Annotated in this window: 19 protein-coding genes; 12 read left to right on the top strand and 7 right to left on the bottom strand. The window is 71.2% G+C overall.

The window, feature by feature from the left end; genetic code table 11:
• Positions 1–566: 566 nt before the first annotated feature.
• The 6 genes from WMF44_RS23455 (at position 567) to WMF44_RS23430 (ending at position 7872) form a co-directional block, all read left to right on the top strand.
• Positions 567–2285 carry an ABC transporter substrate-binding protein gene (locus WMF44_RS23455; protein WP_437301336.1) on the top strand — a complete coding sequence of 573 codons (1719 nt, stop codon included), beginning with the start codon at positions 567–569 and terminating at the stop codon, positions 2283–2285.
• Positions 2286–2333: 48 nt separating this feature from the next.
• Complete coding sequence (locus WMF44_RS23450; protein ID WP_012236933.1) at positions 2334–3311, top strand: ABC transporter permease; 978 nt, start codon at positions 2334–2336, stop codon at positions 3309–3311.
• A 21-nt stretch (positions 3312–3332) separates the two neighbouring features.
• Positions 3333–4289, top strand: coding sequence for an ABC transporter permease (locus tag WMF44_RS23445; protein WP_437301335.1), 957 nt, complete (start codon positions 3333–3335; stop codon positions 4287–4289).
• Positions 4279–5238 (top strand): ABC transporter ATP-binding protein, encoded by a 960-nt coding sequence (locus WMF44_RS23440; protein ID WP_437301334.1) that lies wholly within the window; start codon positions 4279–4281, stop codon positions 5236–5238. Before WMF44_RS23445 ends, WMF44_RS23440 begins: the two co-directional genes overlap by 11 nt.
• Before the next feature lie 2 nt (positions 5239–5240).
• Positions 5241–6299, top strand: coding sequence for an ABC transporter ATP-binding protein (locus tag WMF44_RS23435; protein ID WP_437301333.1), 1059 nt, complete (start codon positions 5241–5243; stop codon positions 6297–6299).
• 181 nt (positions 6300–6480) lie between these two features.
• Complete coding sequence (locus WMF44_RS23430) at positions 6481–7872, top strand: GH1 family beta-glucosidase (RefSeq protein WP_437301332.1); 1392 nt, start codon at positions 6481–6483, stop codon at positions 7870–7872.
• Between the two features lie 171 nt (positions 7873–8043).
• Here the strand turns inward: WMF44_RS23430 and WMF44_RS23425 are convergent, their stop codons facing one another.
• Positions 8044–9228, bottom strand: coding sequence for a GspE/PulE family protein (locus WMF44_RS23425; RefSeq protein ID WP_437301331.1), 1185 nt, complete (start codon positions 9226–9228; stop codon positions 8044–8046).
• Complete coding sequence (locus tag WMF44_RS23420) at positions 9225–10295, bottom strand: CAP domain-containing protein (protein ID WP_437301330.1); 1071 nt, start codon at positions 10293–10295, stop codon at positions 9225–9227. The genes WMF44_RS23425 and WMF44_RS23420 overlap by 4 nt, the downstream gene beginning before the upstream one ends.
• A gap of 146 nt (positions 10296–10441) precedes the next feature.
• On the opposite strand from WMF44_RS23420, the gene WMF44_RS23415 reads away from it, so the two are divergent.
• The 5 genes from WMF44_RS23415 to WMF44_RS23395 all read left to right on the top strand — a co-directional run bounded on the left by WMF44_RS23415 (position 10442) and on the right by WMF44_RS23395 (position 17508).
• Complete coding sequence (locus WMF44_RS23415; RefSeq protein ID WP_437301329.1) at positions 10442–11437, top strand: DMT family transporter; 996 nt, start codon at positions 10442–10444, stop codon at positions 11435–11437.
• Positions 11438–11488: 51 nt separating this feature from the next.
• Positions 11489–12502 (top strand): zinc-dependent alcohol dehydrogenase family protein, encoded by a 1014-nt coding sequence (locus WMF44_RS23410; protein ID WP_437301328.1) that lies wholly within the window; start codon positions 11489–11491, stop codon positions 12500–12502.
• Positions 12503–12663: 161 nt separating this feature from the next.
• Entirely contained in the window at positions 12664–13770 is a 1107-nt protein-coding gene (gene nagZ / locus WMF44_RS23405) for a beta-N-acetylhexosaminidase (RefSeq protein ID WP_437301327.1), read from the top strand.
• Positions 13767–15050, top strand: coding sequence for an imidazolonepropionase (gene hutI, locus WMF44_RS23400; protein WP_437301326.1), 1284 nt, complete (start codon positions 13767–13769; stop codon positions 15048–15050). The genes nagZ and hutI overlap by 4 nt, the downstream gene beginning before the upstream one ends.
• Before the next feature lie 55 nt (positions 15051–15105).
• Entirely contained in the window at positions 15106–17508 is a 2403-nt protein-coding gene (locus tag WMF44_RS23395; protein WP_437301325.1) for a Tex family protein, read from the top strand.
• Positions 17509–17677: 169 nt separating this feature from the next.
• On the opposite strand, the gene WMF44_RS23390 is transcribed toward WMF44_RS23395, so the two are convergent.
• A complete protein-coding gene (locus WMF44_RS23390; protein WP_437301324.1) occupies positions 17678–18544 on the bottom strand; it encodes an alpha/beta fold hydrolase in 867 nt (288 codons plus the stop codon).
• An 821-nt stretch (positions 18545–19365) separates the two neighbouring features.
• Between WMF44_RS23390 and WMF44_RS23385 the strand changes: the two genes are divergently transcribed.
• Positions 19366–20436: a formin gene (locus WMF44_RS23385; RefSeq protein WP_437301323.1), complete on the top strand. Its 1071-nt coding sequence runs from the start codon at positions 19366–19368 to the stop codon at positions 20434–20436.
• Between the two features lie 242 nt (positions 20437–20678).
• Here WMF44_RS23385 and WMF44_RS23380 read toward each other — a convergent pair whose 3' ends face one another.
• The 4 genes from WMF44_RS23380 to WMF44_RS23365 all read right to left on the bottom strand — a co-directional run bounded on the left by WMF44_RS23380 (position 20679) and on the right by WMF44_RS23365 (position 25856).
• Complete coding sequence (locus WMF44_RS23380) at positions 20679–22022, bottom strand: hemolysin family protein (protein WP_437301322.1); 1344 nt, start codon at positions 22020–22022, stop codon at positions 20679–20681.
• A gap of 164 nt (positions 22023–22186) precedes the next feature.
• The gene (locus WMF44_RS23375) at positions 22187–23359 is read right to left on the bottom strand and encodes a tRNA pseudouridine synthase B (RefSeq protein ID WP_437301321.1); all 1173 of its coding nucleotides are present in this window, start codon (positions 23357–23359) and stop codon (positions 22187–22189) included.
• Between the two features lie 29 nt (positions 23360–23388).
• Entirely contained in the window at positions 23389–24663 is a 1275-nt protein-coding gene (locus tag WMF44_RS23370) for a lysophospholipid acyltransferase family protein (RefSeq protein WP_437301320.1), read from the bottom strand.
• 20 nt (positions 24664–24683) lie between these two features.
• Positions 24684–25856, bottom strand: coding sequence for an NAD-dependent epimerase/dehydratase family protein (locus WMF44_RS23365; protein WP_437301319.1), 1173 nt, complete (start codon positions 25854–25856; stop codon positions 24684–24686).
• Positions 25857–25914: the final 58 nt, after the last annotated feature.

The following is a 25914-nucleotide window of genomic DNA, read 5'->3' as shown; positions in this document are numbered from 1 at the left end:
GACGCGGCCTTCCCTCTCTGCCCGCCCAGGGGGTGTCCGCGCCCGTCCTGGGAGGGTTCCCCCGTCCATCGGCGCGAAATTGGAAATTTCTGGTCTTGTAATCGCCTGCGGACGTCTGTATAGACGTGCCCCGGACGCGCGTGGACCGCGGCGCACCTCAGGTGCCTGAACCGACGCAGTCTGTGACGGCTTACTTTCTTGCTGCGGCCATAGAAAATAACAGTGCAAGTGCTTAAGCCATCATTCCTCATGACGCGTGATGACCCCATGAGCACCACATGAGACGGAGTTGCTGCTGCGAGACATGACGCACCACGACATCTCCCTTGAAAACGCGCCTGAGTAAGCGGCGCGAGAACTTGACAGCGACCTCGAATCCCCGTTGACACTGCTGTGCGAAGACGGCTACAGTGCCGATGTCTGGATGCTGGTATGGCGCACTGCGTCGCGGTGTCGAATTCCGGCGAGCCGCTCTGCCGCGTGGTGGCTTCCAGGGAGATTGAGGAGTGGGAGAGGGACGGTGGGCGCTCGGGCGTATCCACGAGGGCCCCGCGAGGAGCATTCTCATGAGGAACTGGTTGTTGCCGCGTCGGACGTTCCTGTTGTCGACGTTGCTGCTTTCGGTCGGTGTCACAGCGGGGTGCGGGAAGACCGAACCGACCAAGCAGTCCGCGGGCGGCGCGAGCACCGCGGGGCCGGGCAAGCCCTCCCCGGCCGCCGACACCTTCCTGACCGTCTCGATCGAGCAGCAAGCGTCATGGGTGCGGAACTTCAATCCTCTGCTCGCATCAGGCAACGTTCGCTGGCCAACCGTCGCTGGCATCTACGAGCCGCTCCTCGTCTACAACACGATGAAGGGCGAGTTCACCCCCTGGCTCGCATCGAAGTACGAGTGGGGTAACGGGAACAAGACGCTCACGGTCACGACGCGGCCCGGGGTCAAGTGGTCCGATGGCCAGCCGTTCACGGCGAAGGACGTCGCCTTCACCTTCGGGCTCCTGAAGAAGCACGTCGCCCTCGACCTGCAGGGCGTCTGGAAGTGGCTGACCTCGGTCGAGGCCAAGAGCGACTCCACGGTCGAGTTCACGCTCACGCGGCCGTACGTCCCCGGGCTCGTCTTCCTCGGCCACCAGCCGATCGTGCCCGAGCACAAGTGGAAGGACGTGGCGGATCCCGTCACGTACACGAACGAGAACCCGGTCGCGACGGGGCCCTTCACCGAGGTGAAGACCTTCCAGAACCAGATCTACGAGCTCGGCCGGAACCCGAACTACTGGCAGCAGGGCAAGCCGGCGATCAAGGGGCTCCGCTTCCCGGCGTACCCGGGCAACGACCAGGCGAACCTGGCGCTCTTGAACGGCGAGGTCGACTGGGCCGGCAACTTCGTCCCGGAGATCGAGAAGGTCTACGTCGGCAAGGACCCGGCGAATCACCACTACTGGTTCCCGCTCGTCGGCAGCACGGTGTTCGTCTACACGAACACGACGAAGAAGCCCCTCGACGACGCGCGGGTGCGCAAGGCGATCAGCATGTCGCTCGACCGCGAGCAGATCGTCAAGGTCGCCATGAACAACTACACGCGGCCGGCGGACGCGACGGCGCTGAGCGACGCGCACGAGCGCTGGCGCAGCCAGAAGACGGTCGAGGCGGGCGACTGGGTCAAGTTCAACGTGGCCAAGGCGAACCAGATCCTCGACGAGGCGGGTTACGCCAAGGGGGCCGACGGCATCCGCGTGAAGGACGGGAAGCCGCTGCGCTTCGATCTCAACGTCGTCACGGGCTGGTCCGACTGGGTGCGCGCGGCGCAGATCGTCACGCAGCAGGTGAAGCAGATCGGCGTCGAGGCCACGCTGAAGACGTACGACTTCAGCGCGTTCTTCGAGGCGCTCCAGAAGGGCACGTTCGACCTGTCGATGGGCTGGTCGAACGAGGAGCCGACCCCATACAACTTCTACCGGGACCTCCTCGGCACCGCGACCGCGAAGCCGGTCGGCGAGACGTCGGCGCGCAACTGGCACCGCTTCGGCGCCAAGCCGGCCGACGGCCTCTTCGAGGCGTTCGAGGCCGCGACCGAGCCGGCGGAGCAGAAGAAGATCATCGAGCAGCTCCAGGAGATCTTCTCCGAGACGGCGCCCTCGATCCCGCTGTTCCCCGGGCCGTCCTGGGGCGAGTACAACACACGCCGCTTCACCGGGTTCCCCAGCAAGGAGAACCCGTACGCGAAGCTGTCGCCCAACAACCCGCCGGAGTACCTGCTGGTCCTCACCGAGCTCAAGCCGAAGTGAAGTTGGGCGTGACCTGATCCGGAGCGCAGGTTAAAAGAGAGAGCTTCTGTGCGTTACCTTCTGCGACAGCTGGGCTTGTACTTCATCGCGGCGTGGGCCTCGCTCACCCTGAACTTCCTCATTCCGCGCGCCATGCCGGGCGATCCAGCCTCGGCCATGTTCGTGCGCTTCCGGGGGCAGCTGCAGCCGGAGGCGATCGAGGCGCTGCGGAAGGCGTTCGGGTTCACGGATGAGCCGCTCTACAAACAGTACTTCACCTACCTGAGCCACATCCTGGTCGGCGATCTCGGCACCTCGGTGGCGCACTTCCCGGCGAAGGTGACGGAGGTCATCGCGACGGGGCTCGGCTGGACGCTGCTCCTGTCGGGTGCCGCCGTGATCGTCAGCTTCGGCCTGGGGACGCTGCTCGGGATCATCGCGACGTGGAAGCGGGGCGGCTGGCTCGACTCGGTCATGCCGCCGGTCCTGATGTTCCTCGGCGCGTTCCCGTACTTCTGGCTCGCGATGGTGTCGCTCTACCTCCTCGGGTTCGTGCTCGGGGCCTTCCCGCTGCGCCACGCCTACAGCGACACGCTCTCGCCCGAGTGGAGCCTGGAGTTCATCGGGAGCGTGCTCTCGCACATGATCCTGCCCGCCCTGTCGATCGTCATCGCCACCATCGGCGGCTGGATGCTCGGCATGCGCAGCGCGATGGTCACCGTGCTGTCCGAGGAGTACATCACGATGGCCCAGGCCAAGGGGCTCTCGCAGTGGCGGGTCATGTTCACCTACGCCGCGAGGAACGCGCTCCTGCCCAACGTCACCGGCTTCGGCATGGCGCTCGGCTTCGTGCTCGCCGGCTCGCTGCTCACCGAGATCGTCTTCTCGTATCCGGGGCAAGGCTATCTGCTCATCCAGGCGGTTCGAAACCAGGATTACCCGCTCATGCAGGGGATCTTCCTCACCATCACGTTCGCCGTGCTGGGGGCGAACTTCCTGGTCGACGTGATCTACGTGTTTCTTGATCCCCGCGCCCGCGGGCGCTGACGGCTGGGTCCAGGAGAAGCGATGGCTGCGCAACAAGGCAACAGCGGGGGCGGCGGCTCCCGTGCGGCGGGGTGGCTCCGCCTGCTCCTCTCGAATCGCAAGGCGATGGTGGGCACGCTCATCGTGCTCTTCTTCCTGCTCCTCTCGCTGCTGGGCCCCTCGATGGTGGGGCAAGATCCGCACGCGTTCGTGGGCATGCCGCACGAGGCTCCCTCCGCCGAGCACCTGTTCGGCACGAACGGCCAGGGGCAGGACGTGCTCGCGCAGACGATCGTCGGCGCGCGGACCTCGCTGGCCGTCGGCTTCGCCACGGGCTTCGCGGTGATCGCGATCGGCGCGGCGATCGGCATGGCCGGGGGCTACTTCGGCGGCTGGATCGACAGCGTCCTTTCGCTGCTCACGAACGTGTTCCTGATCATCCCCGGCCTGCCGATGGCCGTCGTCATCGCGGCCTACCTGCCGGCCGGGCCGATGACGATCCTGTTCGTCCTCGTCCTCACGGGCTGGGCGTGGAACGCGCGTGTGCTCCGCTCGCAGGTGCTCGCGCTGCGCGACAAGGACTTCGTGTCCGCGGCCCTCGTGAGCGGCGAGAGCAGCGCGCGCATCATCTTCGTGGAGATCCTGCCGAACATGACGTCGCTCCTCATGTCCGGCTTCATCGGCGCGACGGTTTACGCCATCGGCGCCCAGGTCGGCCTCGAGTTCCTCGGGCTCGGCGACCTGAGCGCCGTCACCTGGGGGACGAACCTCTACTGGGCGAGCAACAACGCCGCGCTCCTCACGGGCGCCTGGTGGACCATTGTCCCCACCGGCGTGTGCGTCGCGCTGGTCGGGTTCGCGCTCACGCTCATCAATTACGCGATCGACGAGATCTCGAATCCGCGGCTCCGCTCGGAGGGAGCCTGGTCGCGTCTCCTCAGGAGCCGCAAGGTCGCGGCGGGTTCGTCAACGCCGGTGGTGAGGACTCATGGCGCCTAGTCCGCTTCTCTCGGTTCAGGATCTCCGGGTCGAGTTCATCACCCCGACGGGTCCGGTGTGTGCGGTCGACAACGTCTCCTTCGACATCGCCCCGGGCGAGGTGCTCGGCCTCGCGGGCGAGTCGGGGAGCGGCAAGTCGACGGTGGCGATGGCCATCATGCGGCTGCTCCGCCCGCCGGCGGTCATCACGGGCGGGCACGTGTACTTCGCCGGGCAGGACGTCCTGGCGATGAACGAGGAGCAGCTCCGCGCCTTCCGCTGGCGGAAGATGGCGCTGGTGTTCCAGAGCGCGATGACCGCGCTCAACCCGGTGTTGACGATCGGCGAGCAGATCTCCGATCCGATCATCGCGCACGACGGCGTGACGTCCGCTCAGGCGATGGAGCGCGCGGCCGCGCTGCTCAAGCTCGTGAACATCGACTCGTCGCGCCTCAGCAGCTACCCGCACCAGCTGTCGGGCGGCATGCGGCAGCGCGTGGTGATCGCGATCGCGATGGCGCTCAAGCCGCCGTTCCTCATCATGGATGAGCCCACGACGGCGCTCGACGTGGTCGTGCAGCGGGAGATCCTGCAGCAGATCGCCGAGCTCAAGGAGCGCCTCGGCTTCTCGATCCTCTTCATCACGCACGACCTCTCGCTCATCGCCGAGTTCTCCACGCGCATCGCCATCCTCTACGCCGGCAAGCTCGCGGAGACCGCCCGCGCCAAGGACCTCTTCAGCGATCCGAAGCACCCGTACACGCAGGGGCTCCTCGGGTCGTTCCCCTCGGTCCGTGGGCCGCGCCGCAAGCTGCAGGGCATCCCGGGCTCGCCGCCCGACATGCGCAACCCGCCGGCCGGCTGCCGCTTCCACCCCCGGTGTCCGCAGGCCTTCGCGACCTGCCAGAACGAGCTGCCCGTCCTTCGTGAAATCGCGCCCGAGCACCGCGGCGCTTGCCACCTCTACTGACGATGACGATGACGCAACCTTCTGTCTCGCCTGTCCTCGACGTGGTGCGCCTGGGGAAGTACTTCCCTGTCGGCGGCGGGCTGCGATCGCAGCAGCTCCGGGCGCTGCACGACGCATCGTTCTCGCTGGCAGAGCGTGAGGTCATCGCGCTGGTCGGCGAGTCGGGCAGCGGCAAGAGCACGATCGCACGGCTCCTCGCGCGGCTGATGCCGCCGAGCAGCGGGCAGATCGTGTTCAAGGGTCGCGACGTGCTGAAGGAGGAGCCGACCCGCGCCTCGCTCGCTTACCGCGGGCAGGTGCAGATGATCTTCCAGGATCCGTTCGGCTCGCTCAACCCGGTGCACACCATCGGCTACCACCTCGAGCGGCCGCTCCTGCTCCACAACAAGGCGCCCACCCCGGCGATCCTCAAGGAGAAGGTGCACGCGCTCCTCAAGACGGTCGATCTGAACCCGCCCGCGGAGGTCGCGCTCAAGTACCCGTACCAGCTGTCGGGCGGCCAGCGGCAGCGCGTGGCGATCGCCCGCGCCCTCGCGGTGGATCCCAGCGTGATCCTCGCGGACGAGCCGATCTCGATGCTCGACGTCTCGATCCGCATGGGCGTCCTGAACCTGATGGAGAAGCTCAAGGAGGAGCGCGGCATCTCCTACCTCTACATCACGCACGACATCGCGAGCGCGCGCTACGTCGCGGATCGCACGATGGTGATGTACGCCGGACACATCGTGGAGGGGGCGCCGAGCGAGGAGCTGATGCAGCAGCCGGCGCACCCGTACACGAAGCTCCTGCTCTCGGCGGTTCCGGATCCGAACGGCTCGATCCGCGGCGATCTCCCCGCCCGCTCCGGGGCGCCGAAGCTCATCAACCCGCCGCCGGGCTGCCCCTTCGCGGACCGCTGCCCGAGCGTGATGAACACGTGCCGGGAGCAGACGCCGGGGCCTGTCGACGTCGGGTCGGGGCACTGGGTCCGCTGCCACCTCTACGCGCCCGGCTCCGTCATCGCGCCCTCCGCGCTCTACGATCGCACGGTGCCCGCCTCCGTCGAGGCCGGACCTCTCTAGAGCCGCGGCCACCCGCTTCGGATACGGGCCCATCTCGACGTTTTCGGTGCTCAGCGCACAGGAGTGCGCTTCCGCGCCGAAAACGCCGAGCTGGACCCGTCTCCTGTGCGGGTGACCGCCGCTCTGTGACGTTCGTACCGGGCTCAGCTGAAGACCGCTCTTAGGAGAACCACAAAGCGACATGCCGTCTCTGAGATTTCCCGACAATTTCGTCTGGGGGGCCGCGACGTCCTCCTATCAGATCGAGGGGGCTACGAACGAGGACGGCCGCAGCGAGTCCATCTGGGATCGCTTCGCGAAGACGCCCGGTCAGATCGTCGACGGGACCAACGGCGACGTCGCGTGCGACCACTACCACCGGTGGCCTGAGGACATCGCGCTGATGAAGAGCCTGGGCATGATGGCCTACAGGTTCTCGATCGCGTGGCCGCGCATCCTCCCGAACGGCCGGGGCGCGGTGAACCAGAAGGGGCTCGACTTCTACAGCCGGCTCGTGGACGGCCTCCTCGCGGCCGGGATCGAGCCGTACGCGACGCTCTTCCACTGGGACCTGCCGCAGGTGCTCCAGGATCAGGTCGGGGGCTGGCAGCACCGCTCGACGGCGGACGCGTTCGTGGAGTTCGCCGACGTCATCTCGCGGAAGCTCGGCGATCGCGTGAAGAAGTGGATCACGCACAACGAGCCGTGGTGCACGGCGTTCCTCAGCTACGAGAAGGGGATCCACGCGCCGGGCATGCGCGATTTCAAGAAGGCGCTGGCGGTGAGCCACCACCTCTTGCTCTCCCACGGCCTCGCCGTGCCCGTGGTGCGCCAGAACTGCCCCGGCGCCGAGGTGGGCATCACGCTGAACATGAACTACGCGATGCCCGCGTCCCCCAGCGCCGCCGACTACGACGCGTGCCGCCACTACGACGGCTATTTCAACCGCTGGTTCCTCGATCCGCTGTACGGCCGGCGTTACCCGGCGGACATGATCGAGGACTACATCGCGCTGGGCTACCTCCCGCCGGAGGGGCTGACCGTGTGCAAGCCGGGCGATCTCGAGATCATCGCCACCCAGTGCGACTTCCTCGGCCTCAACTACTACTCGCGGGCGGTCCTGCGGAGCAGCAAGGTGCCCGAGGAGCAGAACCTGCCGAGGACGGTGCACGTCGCGCCCCTCTCCGAGCAGACGGAGATGAGCTGGGAGGTCTACCCGGAAGGGCTGCGGCGGCTGCTCCTCCGGCTGCACGTGGAGTACGGCGTGCCGAAGCTCTACGTGACGGAGAACGGCGCGGCTTACTCGACCGAGCCGGACAAGGACGGCCGCATCCCGGACACGCGGCGGCTCGAGTTCCTGCGCGATCACTTCGTCGCCGCGCGGCGCGCGATGGACGCGGGGGCGCCGCTCGCGGGGTACTTCGTGTGGTCGCTGATGGACAACTACGAGTGGGATCGCGGCTATTCGCAGCGTTTCGGCATCGTCTGGGTGGATTACGAGACGCAGCGGCGCATCCCGAAGGACAGCGCGCTCTGGTACAAGGGCGTCATCGCCGCCAACGCGGTCGACGACGGCTCCTCGCAGGCGACCTGACCGGCGACGCGTCAGGCCGAGACGCTGGGCAAGGCCTCCTCCAGAGCGGGGAGCAGGTTCGTGTGATACGGGCTCAGTCGCTAGGCAGGCGAGTGAGGCGTACGAAAGTACGCCGCAGCGAGCCGAACGACGCGAATGAGCCCGTAGCGCACGAACCTGCTCCCCGCTCCGTCACGTCACGCGGAGCACCTCGTCCAGGGAGGTGATCCCCTCCTTCACCTTGGCGAGCCCGGCCTCGCGCAGCGGCACGAGCCCTACCTTGCGCGCGGCGTCCCGGTACGCGCGCTTCCCCGCCCGCGCCTTCACGAGATCCCGCAGATCGTCGTCGAGCTCGAGCATCTCGAACAGGCCCATGCGCCCCCGGTAGCCCGTCATGTGGCATGTCTGGCACCCGACGCTGCGCTTCAGCTCGGCGCCCTCCTCGATGAGGACCTTGTCCTCCTCGCCCGTCACGGCGGTCTCGAGCTCGTACGTCTCCGCGCACTCCTCGCAGAGCTTGCGGACGAGCCGCTGCGCGACCACGGCGAGCAGGGCGTTCGCCACGATCCACGACTCCGCGCCGAGGTCCACGAGGCGCGCGACCGTGTCCACCGCGTCGGAGGTGTGCAGCGTCGACAGCACGAGGTGCCCCGTGAGGCTCGCCTGCAGCGCGATCTGCGCCGTCTCGGGATCGCGCATCTCGCCCACCATGATCACGTCCGGGTCCTGCCGCAGGATCGCGCGCAGGCCCGTCGCGAACGTGAAGCCCTGCCTCGGGTTGGTCTGCCCCTGCGTGATGTCGGCGAACTCGACCTCGATCGGATCTTCGAGCGTGACGATGCTCAGCTCGCTCGTCTTCATGACCTTGATCAGCGAGTAGAGCGTCGAGGTCTTGCCGGATCCGGTCGGCCCGCACACGACGATCAGCCCCGAGGGCCGGTCGGCGAGCCGCTCGAGCCGCGGCAGGTCCCCCTCGGCGAGCCCGAGCTTGTCGAGCGGGATCAGCTGGTGGCTCAGCAGCACGCGCAGCACGAGCGTCTCGCCGTGGATCGCGGGGAACGTCGAGGCGCGCAGGTGGATGAGCGGGTGGCCGTGGAGCTCGAGGCTGAACTGGCCGTCCTGCGGCAGGCGCCGCTCGGTCATGTCCATCCGCGCGAGCACCTTCACGCGCGAGGTGAGCGACGGCGCGATCTCGATCGGGATCTGCCCTTGCGCCACCATCACGCCGTCGACGCGGTAGCGCACGCGGATGCCGTCGCGCTTCGGCTCGACGTGGATGTCGCTCGCGCCCATCGAGACAGCGCGGCGGACCAGGTGATCGAGCACCTTGACCGCGTCGAGCTCCTCGGACGCCGTGGGGGGGCGGCTCTGGCTCATCGCGCGCCTCCCTTGCCGACGACGTCGATCGTGCGGAGCGAGACCATCTTCAGCTCGTCCGAGGGGGGGAACGTGGCCCAGACGCTGACGCCGTAGAGCCCGGGCCGCCCGCGGTCGTCCAGCGGGACCTGGATGTCGAATCGATTGCCGGTCACCTGGAGAGGAATAGGCGTCTTGAAGCCCTTCGGGAAGAACGTCGCGTAGGGGGGCGGGATCGGGTATCCGCCCATCTTGAGCAGCTTCTCCGGCTTGATCGGCTTCCCCGGCTCGACCCGCGAGATCCCGACGCCCGCGATCTTCGCCGGCGCGGCGAGCTCGCCGCTCACCCGGATCCGCTCGCCGATCGTCGCCCGCCTGGGCAGCGGCTGGTACGTGCCGTAGTCGTCGACGAACTCCTGCGCCAGGCAGGCGATGTCGAACCCCTTCGCCTTGGCCAGCCCGACCCCGAGCGAGGTGTGCGACGCTGTGAGCACGTTGCGCCGGTGCCCGTCGGCCGGGGGCCTCTCGTCCATGAAGGCCTGGTGCACGCGCTCGAGGCTCTCCGCGGAGAAGCGCGGATCCGGATCGAGCTCGCGGGGGATCGCGTCGGCGAAGCAGCCGGCGTTCTCCATCGGGAACCCGTCGCCGCCCGCGGCCGTGTAGCGCTCCTCCGGGACCGAGCCGTCGCTGCCCCAGTGGCCGGTGAAGCCGATCCGGACCATGTCCTCGGCGTGCCGCCGCCCCGCGCGCGCCGCTGTCTCGTCCCACCGCACGGGCGGCAGCTTGTGCGCCGCGCGATCGCGGTTGACGAGGCCGAGCACGTACCGCGCCGCCTCCGCGCGGGTCATCCGCTGGCCCGGCGCGGGCGGGGCCTGGGCGCCCTGGGCCTCGCCGCCGGCCTCCACGCCGGCGGCCTTGCCCTCCGAGGGGCGCGCGCTCTCCTCCGCCGCTCCCTCTCTGGCCTTGCCCCCGGAGGGCCCCTCCGCCGGCTCGTTCGCGGCGCTCGCGCCGCACCCGAGCGCGTGGGCGCCCGCGGCGACGAGCCCGAGCCAGAGCGCCCCGGACCGGCGCTCCCGCTGACCATCCATCGCTCCTGTCCTGCTTCTCCTCGTGGCTCCGATGATCGCGCGCATCGTTGCGACCGTAGCGCTTCGATGTCGCGCGCGCACCCGGGAGCGCCGGCGCCTCCGGGCGCACGGCGGCGTGTACGGCGGCGAGGTCGAGGTGGTAATCGATGCGCTACGTGAGCACGTCGTCATCGTCGCAGGGCGCGGTCGCCGCGCACCCGCCCGGGGCCTCCGCGATCATCCTCGCCGCGGAGCGCGAGGGGCGCGCGGCGCACCCGACCGCGGGCGTCCTGTGGATGCTCCTGGCCCAGTCGCTCTTCGCCGCGATGAACGTCCTCGCGCGCCTCTCTTCGGAGCACGCCCCGTGGCCCGAGGTGGCGGCGTCGCGAACGCTGGTGGGCGCGGCCACCGCGCTCGGCGTCGCGCTCGTCCGCCGCGCGCCGCTCTCCGTGGGTCGGGGCGACCGGCGGCTCGCGTGGGCGCGCTCGCTCTGCGGCACCGGGGCGATGCTCTGCGGCTTCTACACGCTCGGCGCGCCGCAGATCGCGCTCGGCGACGCGGTCACGCTCGGCGCGACGAGCCCGATCTTCGTCGCGCTCCTCGCGCCGCGGCTGCTCGGCGAGCGGACGAGCCCGCGCCTCTGGCTCGCGACCTTGCTCGCCTTCGCCGGCGTCGGGCTCGTCGCCGCGCCGAGGCTCGCGATCGCGGGCGAGATCGCGCTCATCGCCACGCTCGGCGCCGTCTTCTCGGCGTTCGCCATGATCTGGCTGCGCAGGATCGGCGCAGGCGGGGAGCGCGCGAGCCCCGAGGCGATCGCGCTGCATTTCTCGCTCGTCGCGAGCGCCGCGATGGTCGCGCTCTCGATCCCGGTCTGGCGGACGCCCGACGCCCTCGGCGCCCTCCTCCTGATCGGGACGGGCCTCGCCGGCGGGCTCGCGCAGCTCGCGATGACGCGCGCCTACGCGCTCGACAGCGCGGCGCGCGTCGGCGCGATCGGGTACGTCGGGGTCGTCCTGTCGCACGTGCTCGCCGCCGCCTGGCTGGGCGAGAGCCCGTCGGCGGACCAGCTGCTCGGGGCGGCGCTCGTGACGGCGGCTGGCCTGTGGCTCGCTTCCCAGGCGCTGCGCGACGCGCGGGGGCCAGGGCGCCGAGCGGCGCGTTGACCGGCCTCCACCCCGCGTGGGATAGCGGATCCCCGCTCAAGGAGGATCTGCATGAAAGCGTTCGCTCTCCAGGGTTCGTTCGGTCTCGACGCGCTTCGCCCGATCGATCTTCCGGATCCTGAGCCGGGGCCTGGGCAGATCGTCCTCCAGATGAGGGCGGCGTCGCTCAACTTCCGCGACCTGCTCGTCGCGAAGGGGCTCTACAACCCGAAGTTCGCGCTGCCGCTCGTCCCGCTCTCCGACGGGGTCGGGGAGGTCGTCGCCGTGGGGGACGGGGTGACGCGGGTGAAGGTCGGCGATCGCGTGAGCCCGATCTTCCACCAGCGATGGATCGACGGGGAGCTCTCCGCGGACAAGGCGCGGGGCGCGCTCGGCGGGGAGCTGCCGGGCGTGGCCGCGGAGCGGGTGCTGCTCGACGCGGAGGGGGTCGTCGCGGTCCCGCAGCACCTCACGGACGAGGAGGCCGCGTCGCTGCCGTGCGCCGCCGTGACCGCGTGGAACGCGCTCTTCGTGGCGAGCCACCTCAAGGCGGGCGACACGGTCCTCGTGCAGGGCACGGGCGGCGTCTCGATCTTCGCGCTGCAGTTCGCCCGGCTCGCTGGCGCCCGCGTCATCGTCACCTCGAGCAACGACGAGAAGCTCGAGCGCGCGAGGTCGCTCGGGGCGTCGGAGACGATCAACTACCGCGCGAACCCCGACTGGGACGCGCCCGCGCGCTCGCTCACCGGCGGCGCGGGGGTGGATCACGTGATCGAGGTGGGCGGCGCGGGCACGCTCGCCCGTTCGCTCCGCGCGGTCCGGTTCGGCGGCCGCGTGAGCCTCATCGGCGTGCTCACGGGCGGCGCGCTGGGGGATGTCGGCCTGTTCCCCATCCTGATGAAGCAGATCACCGCGCAGGGCATCTTCGTCGGATCGCGGGCGATGTTCGAGGGCATGAACCGCGCGATCGCGGCGAGCGGGCTCCGGCCCGTCGTCGACCGCGTGGTCCCCTTCGCCGAGCTGCGCCAGGCGATCGAGTCCATCGCGAGCGGCGCGCACTTCGGGAAGATCGCGATCCGGTTCTGAGGGGGGCCGCGGCGCGTCGCGTCCCTCCGGCGCCGCGGCGTCCCCTCCGGCGCGCCGGCATCCCTCGGAAGTGGCCTCGTCGGCCCAAGTCGTTTACGAGTCGTCTACGAACGGATTCCGCGGCCGGCCGCTCGCCTGCGCCGCGCGAGAGGTGGTGGACGATGCGGCTCGATCTGGAGCTCGAGGTCCTGTGTGGTCAGCTCATCGTGGGCGGCTTCGACGGCGCGGAGCCGCCGGCCCGGTACCTGAAGGCCCTCGCCGAGGGGCGGCGGGGCGGCGCGATCCTGTTCCGGCGCAACGTCCCTGACGTGGCCGCCACGGCGCGGCTCTGCCAGGCGCTCGCCGCGGCGGGCGGCCCCGATCGGCCTCCCTTCATCGGCATCGATCAGGAGGGGGGCCGCGTCACCCGCTTGCCCGCGCCGTTCCTGACGCTGCCGTCGATGCGCTCGCTCGGCGAGCTCGCGGACCTCCCGTTGCTGCGCCGCGCGGCGCGCGCCGTCGCGTCCGAGCTCCGGGCCGTCGGCATCAACCTGAACTTCGCCCCGGTGCTCGACGTCGACTCGAACCCGGCGAACCCGATCATCGGCGATCGCGCGTTCGGCCGCGACCCTGGCGCGGTCGCGCTGGGCGCCGTCGCGTTCCTGGAGGGGCTCCAGGAGGAGGGCGTGCTCGCCTGCGGCAAGCACTTCCCGGGGCACGGCGACACGGCGCTCGACAGCCACCTCGCGCTCCCGACCCTCTCGCACGCGCGCGGCCGCCTCGACGAGATCGAGCTGCCGCCGTTCCGCGCCGCCTGCGGCGCCGGGGTCGCGTCGCTCATGACGGCGCACATCGTCGTCGAGGCGCTGGATCCCGGCGTCCCGGCGACGCTGTCGCGCGCCATCTGCACCGACCTCCTGCGCGGCGAGATCGGCTTCGAGGGGGTGCTCTTCTCGGACGATCTCGAGATGGCCGCGATCGCGGCGCACCACGCCGTCGAGGAGGCCGCCGCCGCGGCGGTCTGGGCGGGCTGCGACGCGCTGCTCGTCTGCCACCGCGAGGACCTGCAGGATCGCGTGCACGAGGCGCTCGTGCGCAAGGCCGAGCGCGAGCCCCGCTTCCGCGAGCGTTGCGCCGAGGCGGCCGCGCGGTGCCTGGGCCTGCGCCGGCGGTGCCCGCCGCGGCCGGCCTCGTCGCCCGCGGCGTTCGCCGAGATCGCCGGCGGGCCCGCGTCCCGGGCGGTGATCGAGGACATCGAGCGGGCGCGCGCCGCGAGGGCGGCGACGTGACGGCGCCGCCGGGCGCCGCGCGAGCGGAGGCCGCGCAGCACCCCGAGCGCCCGTTCGCCATCACCGCGCGCCGGCTGGTCACCTGCGACGCGTCCCGCGCCTCGGCCGGCGATCCCCTCGGCGTCATCGAGGACGCCGCGATCGTTGTGCGAGGCGGCGCGATCGACGCGGTCGGCCCGCGGCGCGAGGTCCTGCGGCCCGGGGCCGGCGCGCCCATCGCGATCGAGGCCGCGGGGGTCGTCACGCCCGGGCTCGTCGACGGCCACACGCACGCGCCCTGGATCGGCTCGCGGGACGCCGAGTACGCGATCCGCATGGCCGGCGGCGACTACGAGGCGATCGCCGCGGCCGGCGGCGGCATCGTCGCGAGCATGCGCGCGGCGCGCGCCGCGACCGCCGGCGACCTCGCGGACACGCTCCGCGCCCGCCTCCGCCGGATGGCCGCGCTCGGCGTGACCGCCGTCGAGGCCAAGAGCGGCTACGGCCTCGACGAGGCGACGGAGCGCAAGCAGCTCGAGGCGGTCGCCGAGGCGGGGAGGGACGCGCGCCTGCCCCGCGTCGTGCCGACGTACCTCGCGCTGCACGCGCTGCCACCCGAGGCCGGCGGCGATCGCGCGGCCTATGCCGCCACGGTGGAGCGCTCCTGGCTGCCCGCCATCGCCGCGGCCGGCCTCGCGCGCTACGTCGACGCGTACATCGACCGGAGCGCGTTCTCTGTCGACGAGGCGCGGCCGGTGCTCGAGCGGGCGCGCGCGCTGGGGCTCGGCGTGCGCGTGCACGTCGGGCAGTTCGCGGACGTGGGCGGCGCCGAGCTCGCGGCCGCGCTCGGCGCCGCGTCGGCCGACCACCTCGAGCACGTCGCGCCGGCGGGCATCGCGGCGCTCGCCCGGGCGGGCGTCGCCGCCGCGCTGCTGCCCGTGGCGAGCTTCACGCTGCGGCAGGAGCCGCCGCCCGTCGCCGCGCTCCGGGCCGCAGGCGTCCCGCTGATCGTTGGCAGCGACGCGAACCCCGGAACGGCGCCGACCGAGAGCCTGCCGCTCGCGCTCGCGCTCGCGGTGCGGCTCTACGGGCTCACGGTCGCCGAGGCGATCCTGGGCGCGACGCGCGAGGCGGCGGCCGCGCTCGGTCTGGGCGGCGTGTGCGGCGCCGTCCGTCCTGGGCTGCGCGCGGATCTCGCCGTGTGGGACCTGCCGCACGAGAACGCGATCGTGCAGCCCTGGGGCGCGCCGCGCGCGCGGGCCGTGCTGCGCGACGGCGAGGTCATCGCGGCGGCGGGCTGAGGCAGACAGCAAGTCAAGCCTGGACGCGCGTGCACCCTGCGCGTATGCCGCGCCCATGACTGAGACGCAGAGCCCTGTCGCTGTCCCGAGCCGCGCGGACAGCTCGTTCGATCCGGTCCCGCTCCTGGCCGCGGAGCTGAGCCTCCCGCGCCAGGGGGTCTCGGCGGTGGCCAAGCTGCTCGCCGAGGGGGCGACGGTCCCGTTCATCGCCCGTTACCGCAAGGAAGCGACCGGCGGGCTCGACGAGGTGCAGATCCGCGCCATCGAGGAGCGCCGCGCCTACCTCATCGAGCTCGAGGAGCGCCGCGCCACGGTGCTCACGGAGATCCAGAAGCAGGGCAAGCTCACCGACGCGCTCGCCTCGAAGATCCGCGCCTGCGGCACCAAGGCCGAGCTCGAGGACCTCTACCTCCCCTTCAAGCCGAAGCGCCGCACGCGCGCCATCATCGCGAAGGAGCGGGGCCTCGAGCCGCTCGCGGATCGCATGTGGTCGCAGCCGGGCGACGGCAGCCCCGAGGAGGAGGCCCGCGCGTTCGTCAGCGCCGAGAAGGAGGTCCCCGACGCGGCGGCCGCCCTCGCCGGCGCGCGCGACATCTGCGCCGAGCGCATCGCCGAGCACGCCGACGTGCGCAAGCTCGTCCGCGAGGCCTACGCGAAGGAAGGCGTCATCAAGGTCCAGAAGAACGAGGAGCACGCGGCCAAGCAGACGAAGTTCGACATGTACGGGAGCTTCGAGGAGCCCGTCGCGAACATCCCGTCGCACCGCTACCTCGCGATCCGCCGCGGCGAGGCCGAGGGCGTCCTCCGCGCCTCGATAGAGCTCGCGCCCGAGCCGCTCGTCCCCCCGATCCACGCCGCGGTGGGGCTGAAGCCGAGATCGCCGTGGGCCGGCGAGCTCACGAAGGCCGCGGACGACGCCGTGAAGCGGCTCCTGCTCCCGGCGGTCCAGAGCGACGTGCGCGTCGACCTCAAGATGCAGGCCGATCGCGCCGCGGTCGACGTCTTCGCCCAGAACCTCCGCGAGCTCCTCCTCGCGGCGCCCTTCGGCACGAAGGCGGTGCTCGGCATCGACCCCGGCCAGCGCACCGGCTGCAAGTGCGCCGTCGTCGACGAGACGGGCAAGCTCCTCGAGCACACGACGATCTACCTGGTCGGGAGCAGCGACTCCCTCGAGCGCGCGCGCCAGGACCTGCGCCGCATCTGCCGCAAGTACCCCCTCCGCGCCGTCGCCGTGGGCAACGGCACGCACGGCCGCGAGACCGAGGCGTTCGTGAAGGACGTGCTCGCGTCGGAGGGGCTGAACGAGCAGACGGCGAACGCCGATCTGCGACCGTCGGAGAAGCTGTTCTGCGTCCCGGTGAGCGAGGCGGGCGCGAGCGTGTACTCGGCGAGCGAGGTCGCGCGCGAGGAGTTCCCGGACCTCGACCTCACGGTGCGCGGCGCCATCAGCATCGCCCGCAGGCTGCAGGACCCGCTCGCGGAGCTCGTGAAGGTCGACCCGAAGAGCATCGGCGTCGGCCAGTACCAGCACGACGTCTACCAGGGCCTGCTCGCGCGGAAGCTCGACGAGGTGATCGAGAGCTGCGTCAACCTGGTCGGCGTCGAGCTCAACACGGCGAGCGCCCCGCTGCTCGCCCGCGTCGCCGGCATCGGCCCGAGCCTCGCGAAGAAGATCGTCGCCCACCGCGACCTGAACGGCGCGTTCAAGAGCCGCAAGGCCCTGCTCGACGTGCCCGGCGTCGGCCCGCGGACGTTCGAGCAGGCGGCGGGCTTCGTGCGGGTCCGGGGCGGGGAGCACCCGCTCGACGCGAGCGCCGTGCACCCGGAGCGCTACGGCCTCGTCGAGCGCATCGCGGCGGACCTCGGCGTGCCGGTCGGGTCGCTCATCGGCGACACGGCGGCGATCGCGCGGATCGATCCGAAGAAGTACGAGGCCGGCGACGTCGGCTCGTTCACGCTGAACGACATCCTGAGCGAGCTGAAGAAGCCGGGCCGCGACCCGCGCGCCACGTTCGAGCCGCCGAAGTTCCGCGACGACGTGCGGACCATGGAGGATCTCAAGCCGGGCATGGAGCTCGAGGGCGTGGTGACCAACGTCACGGCGTTCGGCGCCTTCGTCGACATCGGCGTCCACCAGGACGGCCTCGTGCACGTCTCGCAGCTGGCGGACAGGTTCGTGAAGGACCCGAACGAGGTCGCGAAGGTGGGCGAGAAGATCAAGGTGCGTGTGCTCGAGGTCGACCTCGTGCGCAAGCGCATCGCGCTCACCGCGAAGAAGGGCGGCGCTCCCGCCGGCGCGCGCCCCCAGGCGGGCGGCCCCTCTGCAGGCGGCGACGCGCGCGGCCGCAACGATCGCGGCGACGGCCGCCGGCCGGCCCAGGGGCAGCAAGGGAAGGGGCAGGGGAGCTCGTCGGGCGGCTTCCGCAACAACCCGTTCGCCGATCTGCTCCGGAAGTGATCGGCGCGCGCCCGCCTGGCCCCGGGCCAGGCGGGCCGCGCGGCCGCGAAGCGGACGCTGGGGTTCGGGGCGGAGCCCCGAGGAAACAAAGCTGGTGCCGCCCGCGCGAAGCCGCCGCGAAGCGGCGCCGAAGTCCGGTCATCCCTGACCGGACTTCGGGCGGGCGGCGCTAGAAGCCGTGGTCGGCGAAGAAGCGCTCGATCCGGAGCGACACGAGCTCGGGGAACTCGACCGCGGTGGTGTGGGTCCCGCCGCGGACCACGAGGATCTCCGCCATCGGGATGCGGCGCGCCATCGACTGCGCCAGCGCCCGCGGGGTGAACGCATCGCGATCGCCGGTGATGAGCAGCGTCGGGACGTCGATCTGCTCCAGGACGTGCTCGGCGTCGTGGGCGTCCAGCGCGCGGAGGTTGCTGAAGAGCGCGTCCATGTCGAGCCGGCCGAACGGCTGCACGAGCTCGGCGAACGCCTCGCTGTCGAGCGTCTTGCCGAGCAGCCCCATTCGCTTCAGCCAGAGCACCGCGTCCGGCGGGCCGAGGGGGCTGCGCGTCACCCGGGCCGCCAGCGTGTGAGCGCGCGCCGCGAACGCCACGAACAGCCGCCCGAGCCCCGGCAGCGGCCCCATCGTCTCCAGCGGCCGGCGGTAGGTGCCGTTCAGCAGGACCAGGTTCGCGGCGAACCCCGGGAGCCTGCGGAACGCCTCCAGCGCCACCTGGACGCCCACGCTCCATCCCATCAGCGCGCCGCGCCGGATCCCTTCGACGGCGAGGATCGCCTCCAGGTCGCGGACATGGTTCGCGACCGCGTAGGCGCCCGGAACGTCCGGTGACGGGCGCTTCGACGCGTACATCCCGCGGTAATCCCACGTGATGAACCGGTACTGGTCGGAGAGGTACTCGACCTGCGCCCGCCAGGCGAGGTACGGCCCGCCCAGCCCGTTGACAAGGACCACCGTCTTCGCCCCCTCGAACGGCGGCGGCGTCACGCGGTAGGTGATGTCGGTTCCATCGAAGCTCGTGACCCGCCGGGTCTCCATCCGGAGCGATGGCCGCCGCGGGGGCGGCCCCCGCCGGCCCCCGCTGGAGGCAGGAGGGGGCGGCGCCTGCCGCCCGCCGCTGGAAGGCGAGGGGGGCGCCTCCCGCCCGTCGCCAGAGGAAGCCGCGGGCGGCGCCTGCGGTCTGTTGCCGGTGGATGAAGCTGGCGGCGCCTGCGGTCCGCTGCCGGAACCGGAAGGAGAGCGGAGCCGCGGCGGCCGACCCCCGCCGAACTTGAACGAGACCATGAACCCCCTGCTTCCTACCCGCTCCCTCCGCGGAGGGCCAGCCGCCGGCGGCCGCCCGCAGGATGGGCGGGGGACGCCGGCGCAGACCCGGCGAGGGCGCCGCTGCGGGCCGGCGGGGGCTGCCGTGGGGCCGGGTGGCCCGTGTGGCCTGGCGATCGCCTGTCGAAACACATCCTGCGCCGCGATCGCCATCGCGTTGACATTCCAGGCGGCGCGCCGCTAACGTGCCCGGCGGGTTGTCCGCTCGCCCGGCGCTCCCGTCGTGTTGCTGATCTTGCCCTCCCCGCTCCCATGTCGGTCTGTTGGAGGCCGGCCCGTGTCGTCTTCTGTTGCCGCTCGCGCAGGGGCAGCTCCGGTTCGGGCCGTGGTGGGTCGATTCCCTCGGGCGAGCTGGAGTTTTCAGCGCGAAGTGGTGCAGCGATCCCGTCCTCGAGGAGCCGATGGCTGAAGAAAAGAAGAAGAGCAAAATCGATCTGAAGGCTCGGCTTGGCAAAACGGCGATAGGCGGGGCGCCGGGAGCGGCCGTCCCCCTTCCCATGCCTGGCCCGCAGCCCGGATCGGGGCCGCCTCCCGACATGAACGCGGGCCCGATCGGCGTGCCCTCGCCGCATCCGAGCGCGCGGCCGCCGATGCCCTCCGTGGGGGGCATCGCGCCCCCGCCCGGGATCTCGCCGGGCATCCCGCTGCCTCCGTTCGCGCCGGCGCCGCGTCCTGTGATCCAGACGCCTCCGCCCAAGCCGACGGCCGCCGCGCAGACCATCAAGGTCGAGGTCGGCGAGGAGGTCGAGCAGGAGCGGCGGAAGGCCTCGAAGAAGACGGCGCTCTACGCCGGCCTCGCGGCGATCGTCGGCATCGGCGTGGGCTTCGCCGTCGGCGGCGCGAAGGAGCGCGGCGATCGCGGCAAGCTCGCGGTCGACGGCGCCGCGGCGCTCGCGAAGGACGTGAAGGCCGCGAACGAGAAGATGAAGGAGCTGAACGAGAAGCTCGGCGCCGCCGCCGAGGCGCTCTCGCGCAAGAGCTTCCCCGCGCAGCTCCCGACCGAGCTCGGCGCCATCAACGTCCCGTTCGACGCCACCAACCTCGAGAACAAGCAGATCGGCGGCCTCCCTGGCAGGGTGATGCGCCAGGTGCTCGCCTTCACCACGTCGGTCCAGGATCTGAACAAGACCAAGGACAGCCTCAAGAACCTGCTCAGCGCGGCGCAGGCTCCCGTCGAGAAATCGTGGAAGGAGCAGGATGAGCCGGTGGTGAACTTCTCGGTGGTCTTCCGCCGGGACGGCGACAAGACGCTGGCCGAGCTCGTTCCCAACAAGGCGCCGTTCCCGTTCGGCAAGGACTGGCCGGCGAAGTACACGGTGAGCCGCCTCGAGCGCACGCAGCAGGGCGTGAAGCCTGCCGACAAGGAGGCCACCCGCTGGACGAAGGGTGACATCGCCGGCGGCGACCTGCAGGTCCTCCCGGTCGACCCCCAGACCGTGGCCGCCTTCACGAGCGAGCAGATCGTCTTCAAGCTGCGCGGCGCGATGATCGACATCCGCCAGCTGCTCGAGGGCAAGAAGGACAACCCCGCCGACGAGACGCCCGGCCTCATCAAAGAGGCCGACGATCTCGCGAACGAGCTCCACAAACTCTCCCTCGCCCGCTGAGCGGCACGCGCCCGCTTCGGATACGGGCCCATCTCGACGTTTTCGGTGCTCAGCGCACCGGAGTGCGCTTCCGCGCCGAAAACGCCGATCTGGGCCCGTCTCCTGTGCGGGCGCGCGCCGCTCGGCCGCGGCAGATCTGAAGCACCGCGCGGCGGGCGGGGTGTAGCTGGGTTCGCGATCTGGGGGAGCCGAGGGGAGGGGACGGCGATGGGTCCCCTCCTGCGCGTCGGGTCAGGGGGGCTTCAGGCGGCGCCGCCGGCGCCCATGGCGCGGGGGCGGACGATCTCGACCTTGCCGATGTGACGCTCGTCGCTGTCGCGCACGATGAAGCGCAGGCCGAACTTGCTCACGGCCGTGCCGACCTCGGGCACCTTGCCCACGTGCTGCGTGAGCATCCCGCCGAGAGATTCGTACTTTCCTTCACGGTCGAGCTCGGCGCCCAGGTAGGCCGAGAGATCGCTCATCGATACGGCCGCGTCGGCGACCAGGCGGCCGTCGCCCAGATCCTGGATGGCAGCCCCGTCGTCCGTCTCGTCGTGCTCGTCCCGGATGTCTCCGACGATCTCCTCGAGCACGTCCTCCAGGGTGACAATCCCCGACATCCCGCCAAACTCGTCGACCACGATGGCGAGGTGCTGTCTCCGGCTCTTCATCTCCCGGAGCAGCGAAGAGAGGGGCTGCGACTCGGCGACGAAATTGGCCGGGCTCCGCGTGATCTCCCGGAGCGTCGTGTTCTTGAGCCGGCGCTCCTCGAGGACCTTGAACAGATCCTTCGCGTAGAGGAGACCAGCGATGTTGTCGGTCTGATCCTTGTAGACCGGATACCGCGAGTGCCCGCTCTCGGTGACGATCTCCAGCACCTTCTCCAGCGGAGTGGAGATCTCGATGGCCTCGACCTTGGATCGCGGCACCATCACGTCCCGCGCCGTGAGATCGGCGAACTCGAGCACATTCCGGATCATCTCCGCCGGCTCTCGCCCGAAGAGACCAGAACGCTCGACCTCATCGACGAGGATCTCGACCTCCGCCTCGGCAACCCTCGGATCCGACGGCTGCTCACCATCCCGCGGCCCCAGCTTGGAGCCGATCCAGCCGAGCGGTACGGCGAGCGGCAGCATCGCGATCTCGAGAGGGCGCAAGAAGCGGACCGCCATCGATGCGGCCCGATCGGCGTGCTTGCGGCCCAGCGTGGAGCTGACCTCGTAAAGGGCTCCGCTGAGGACGATGGTGGTCGCCAGCCCGAGATAGAGCGCAGCGCCAGGGACAATCCGCCGGAAGAAGAGGTCGAAGCAGGCGGCCGTCAGGCTGGTCGATACGACCCAGCCGAGCAGGTAGCGGGAACGGAGCTTGGCGTCTTCCTGACGAATCCGCTCGTAGGCGGCCTTCGTGGGGCCCGTCGCCTGCTCTATCAGCGCGCCGAGCCTCGTCGCGCTCAACGTCGTCAGTGCGGTGTCGGCGCCGACGAACAGCGAGCCAAGTACAGCGGAGAGAACTGCAGCGCCGAGCGCTGGCAATGGAACGAAATCGGGACTCAAACAGAGGCTCCTAACGGACGAATCGTAACGGAACAGGCGAGGGGAGCGCAACCGGACCGGGACGCGAAATCTCAGGAGATGACGGAACCACGCGTTCTTGCCGCTCTCGCCCGAAGGCGGACTCCCCAGCTCGACCGATCCTGCCGAGCGCTGCCAGTGACATGCGCCGTAGATCTGCCGAAGTCCAGGGAATTGCCGTGTGCTGTGGGTTTCTCTTATCTAGCAGCATTCCCACGCATGTCGGGCGCTTCAGAAAAACCGCGCAGGACGGAAAACCGAGTCGGCGATGGCGCCGGATCGCCCTCACCGGCGTCCACATCGGCGACCTCCGAGGCGCCGAGCGCCACCAGGGCCCCGTCCGGATCGAGCCATACAGCGGCGCCAGGGTGCGCAGGAGCCATGGAGAAGTCGGATTCGGTGAGCGCTTGTCCCATGCGCGCGCGCCGGGCGCCGTGCTCGGTCAGGCGGGCGACCGGGAGGCTCGCGGCGGCTGCGTCGGCGAGCGGGCGCAGCGAAGCGCGCAGCACCTCGGCGCCGGCGTCGAGGGACACGGCCTGCTCCACGGTGAAGCTGCCGCTCGCCGTGCGGCGGAGCGCGGACAGGTGCGCGGGGACGTCGAGGTGCGCGCCCAGGTCGCGCGCCAGCGAGCGCACGTAATACCCCTTGCTCACCCCGAGCTCGAGATCGAGGGTGGCCGGCGCAGCGCCCGCGGCAGGCGCAGCGCCCGCGGCCTGCGCAGCGCCCGCGGCCGGCGCAGCGCCCGCGGCAGGTGCACCAGGCACGCCGCGCGAGGCGCCGGTCACCTCGAGCGACCGGACCTCGACGGCCCGCGCCGACAGCTCCACCGCCTGGCCGGCGCGCGCCAGGGCGTAGCTGCGCTGCCCGGCGACCTTGATGGCCGAGTAGGCCGGCGGCGCCTGCTCCCGCCGCGCTCGCTCCGCGTCGATCGCGGCGGCGATGCGCGGCGCCGCGCGCGCGAGCGCCTCGCCGCCGGGAGTCCCGCCGGCCCCGGCGAGGGCGCCGAGCTCCGCGTCGAGCCACGGCGGCAGGGGCTGCGTCGCGGTGATCTCCCCGTCCGCGTCGAGGGTGTCCGTCCCCACGCCGAGGACGACCCGCGCCGTGTAGCGCTTGTCCTGCGCGGTCAGGTACGAGGCGAGCTTGGTGGCCTCGCCGACGAGCACCACGAGGACACCGGACGCCATCGGGTCGAGCGTCCCCGCGTGCCCGATGCGCTTCACGCCGAGGGCGCGGCGCAGGCGGGCCACGACGTCGTGGCTCGTCGGCCCGCGCGGCTTGTCGATCACCAGCACGCCCTCCGGCCGCGCGCCCCGGCTCGCCGCTCGCTCGGGCCCGGCGGGCGGATCCCCTTCGTTCGTATTTTCAGGCATGGAGTGCGGATTCGCCTCGGCAGATCGCTTCATCCGAACCAGATCGACTTCCGGGTGGCCAGGGTCTCGTCGATGAGCCCCTGGATCGTCGCGCGCACGCGCTCCGCGAGGCGCCGCACCAGGATCTGATCGTCCGCCGCCTCCGGGCCGTACGCGTCGAACCGCACCGGATCGCCCAGGCGGATCTTCCACTTGGTGGGCGCCGGAACGAGGCCCAGCGGCCCGAGCGCGGGGAACGTCGGCGTGATCGGCAGGTACGGGATGCCGAGCGCGCGCGTGAGGTGCTCGATCCGGTAGAACAGCGGGTTCGTCTCCTCGGCCCCCACGATGGCGCACGGGACGAGCGGCGTGCGCGTGCGCAGGCAGAGCCGGATGAAGCCGCCGCGACCGAACCGCTGGAGCTGGTACCGGTCCTTGTAGAGCTTCCCGCTGCCCTTGACGCCCTCCGGGAAGACCGCGATGAGCCGCTCGCCCGCGAGCAGCCGCTCGGCGTTCTCCTGGCAGGCCCGCACGGCCCCGAGCCGGTTCATGATCGTGCCGGCGAACGGCAGGTAGTACACGAAATCGTCGGCCAGCCAGCGGAGCTCCCGCCGCGCCGGGTGCTCCCGCCGCACCGCGGCCCGCAGCATGAGCCCGTCGTAGGGGATGGGCCCGCCCGAATGGTTGGACACCACGAGGCACCGCCCCTCGGCGGGGATACGCTCGATGCCCTCGATATCTATCCTGAAATAGTGCCTGTGCAGGAAGTCGAAGAGCGACCTGTACCGGGCCTCGTACTTGGGATCGAAGCCGAACTCGTCGACCTCCTCCGAGCGGCGGCGCAGGCCGGCGCGGCCCCACTGCCGCAGGTAGAAGTCGGTCGACAGGACGTCGCGCGCCGTCCCGGGCTCGGACAGCGGCGGCTCGCTGGCGAAGCCGGCCGACGCGGCGGGCGCTCCGCCCAGGCGCGGGCTCCGCTCGGTCTCGGGCATGCCTCCCACCGCGCCGCTCGCGTCGGGCGACGGCCCCCCGGCGAGCATCCGCTTGAGCCGCGCCTCGAGCTCCCTGATCTGGCGCTGGAGCTCCTCGGCCGTCACCGGCACGACCGGGGCGTGCACCTCGGACGACTGCGTCTTCCGCCCGTCCGATGGCTCCGTCGGGCCGATCGGCGCCAGGTACCGGGTCTCCTCGTCCTCGACGTCGACGCTCGGCACGACGTGCCCGGGCCCCGTCCTGTCGGGGCGCCCGCGCGTCGACGGCGGCGATCCATTCCCTCCATTCCCTGCCCCTGCTTCCTCGAGCTCTCGATCGTGCTCCGTGCCCATCGCTCACCCCCCGAACCGCATCACGCAGGCGTCTCTTGCAGCAGGCGCACGTCCCGCAGCCGCTGCGCGCTCGTGTAATCGAGCAACGCCTCGCGCGTCGTGTAGACCGGCCGGAACCCCATCACCTGCGCCGCCTTCTCGCCGTCCGCCACGCAGAGATAGCGCAGGTACCGCAGGAAGCTGGGCGGGGCGATCGCCGCGTGCGCGGCCCAGAGCGCAGACGCGAGCGGCCCGGCGGCGCTGTGCAGCACCGGGACCGCCGTCCGGCCCGCGAGGCGCACGATCGTGGAGAGCGGCAGCACGCCGTCGCCCACGATGTTGAAGGTCCCGGGGAAATCGCTGTCGATGGCGAGCTTGAAGGCGGCGATCGCGTCGACCTCGTGGATGAACTGCCACAGCGGGTCGAAGCCGAGCATCGTCATGACCAGGCGCCGCGCCAGGAACCGGGTGACGTAGTTCTGGACGGTCGGGCCGAGGATCGGCGCGGTCCGCAGGATGGTGACGGTCGTGCCCTTGGCCTTCGCGCCGAAGGCGTTGAGCTCCCGCTCGGCGGCCATCTTGTCCGCGAAGAAGCGCTCGTCCGGGTCCGCCCGGAGCGGGTGCTTCTCCGTGAGGAAATTGGGGTTGGTCGGGTGCGCGCCGTAGAGGATCGTCTGGCTCCAGAGGATCAGCTTGCGCAGGCTCGCCTGGCGCGCCCCGTGGAGCAGGTGCATCGTGCCGACCGACTCGAGCTCGTGGGCCCAGGCGGTCGCCGGGGTGGGCGACGACAGGAAGCAGAGGTGGACGAGCGTGTCCACCTGCTCGGCCGCGAGCACCTCGGCGACGCGCTCCTCGGAGGCGGGCTCCGTCAGGTCGACCGTGTGCATGCGCAGCTTGGAGCCGCCCGTGTCCGGCCGCTTGATGTCGATGGCCACCACGCGCGCGATGCGCGGGTCCTCCTCGAGGATCCCGATCAGGTTGCGCCCGAGGAAGGACGCGGCGCCGGTGAGCGCGATGACCCGGCCCCTCGAGCTGGACGACGCGCGCCGGCTGGTCGGCGAGGCCTCCGCCGCTGCGGACGCCGGGGGCTCGCTCGCGCCGGCCGTGGCCGCGCCCGCGGCGGAGGCAGGCGCGGCGTGATCTGCGCCGGCGGCGGAGCTCCGCTCGGCGACGTCGTGGGCCGCGGCTTCAGGGTGCTCGGAGGTGGGAGCCATGCGCCGGGCGCGACACTACCTGGTCGGCCGGCGCGCGCAAGCGGAGCGCGACCCCGGC

Origin of the sequence: Sorangium sp. So ce426, from assembly GCF_051475585.1 — a bacterium.
Taxonomy (GTDB): domain Bacteria; phylum Myxococcota_A; class Polyangia; order Polyangiales; family Polyangiaceae; genus Sorangium; species Sorangium cellulosum_B.
The sequence above is the reverse complement of the archived record's forward strand: the minus strand, read 5'-3'. Positions and strand labels throughout refer to the sequence as shown.